The sequence below is a fragment of the Clostridium sp. MCC345 genome, assembly GCF_018785345.1.
GTDB lineage: Bacteria > Bacillota > Clostridia > Lachnospirales > Anaerotignaceae > Anaerotignum_A > Anaerotignum_A faecicola.
The window spans coordinates 1-1,080 of sequence record NZ_WQPP01000039.1 but is presented as its reverse complement, the minus strand read 5'-3'; the positions used below and the strand labels follow the sequence as shown (position 1 = coordinate 1,080).

The following is a 1,080-nucleotide window of genomic DNA, read 5'->3' as shown; positions in this document are numbered from 1 at the left end:
AAGCTGGTATGCCGCCGGACAACATTCATAAACTTTTCTGCGTTCACGGTGGCTTCCTGTGCTTTGGAAAGCTCCGCTTGGATAGCGGCGGCTCTTTCTTTCAGTTCCCGTTGCTCTGCTTCATAGTCTGCCGACAGTTCTGTGAAACGCTCGTCTGATATGCGCCCGGTCACGCTGTCCTCATACAGCCGCTTGAAGATAGCGGATAACTCGGCTATGCGTTTCTCGGCGGCTTCCAGTTCCTTTTTCTTGGCGGCGTTCCTGCGTTTGCCTCCGTCCTCGTTCTGCTCAATCAAGAGCTTCATAAACCGGGCTTCATGCTTTGCCGCATAGCTTGTCACTTTCCGCAGATTGGAGAGTACACCAGCGGTCAAGAGGTCGGTGCGGATAAAGTGCGCCGTACAGTCATGGGTGCGTTTCTTGTAGTTGCCGCAGATATAACAGTCCTGCTTGCGTTTGTCCGTCTGGTATCGCTGCTGATACATCACACTGCCGCAGTCCGCACAGAACAGTATGCCGGAGAACAAGCCCACTTCATCATAGCGGTTGGGGCGTTTGCGCTGCTTGCGAAGCTCCTGCACCCGTTCCCATGTTTGGGGGTCTATGATAGGCTCGTGGTGATTCTCGAAAATCACTTGCTTTTCCGGGGGATTTTCTACACTGTGCTTGACTTTGTAAGAGAGTTTTTCCGTCTTGAAGTTTACCAGACAGCCTGTGTATTCCCGGTTTTCAAGGATATGCACAACGGTATTGGTCGCCCACTTGCACTCATAGCCGGGGTGGTAGCGGCGGGTGCTGCCCGTCCTGCGGTATTCCAGCGTCCCCGGCGTGGGGATTTGCTGCTCTGTGAGCATACGGGCTATCTTGGTCGGACCATTCCCGGCAAGGCAGAGGTTGTATATCTGCTTGACTACGGGTGCAGCTTCCTCGTCAATAATGAAATTTTCGTCCTCGTCCATGAGGTAGCCATACACAGGCTTGCTTGTGATGGGCTTGCCACTCATGCCTTTTGAGCGTTTTACTGCTTTGATTTTCTTGCTCGTATCTCTCACCAGCCATTCGTTAAAGATATTCCGCAGC

1 protein-coding gene is annotated in these 1,080 nt (G+C 52.7%); it reads right to left on the bottom strand.

Annotation, left to right across the window (positions count from 1 at the left end; genetic code table 11):
• A partial coding sequence (locus GPK49_RS13180; protein WP_215677443.1) for a recombinase family protein occupies positions 1-1,080 on the bottom strand: 1,080 nt, incomplete at both ends.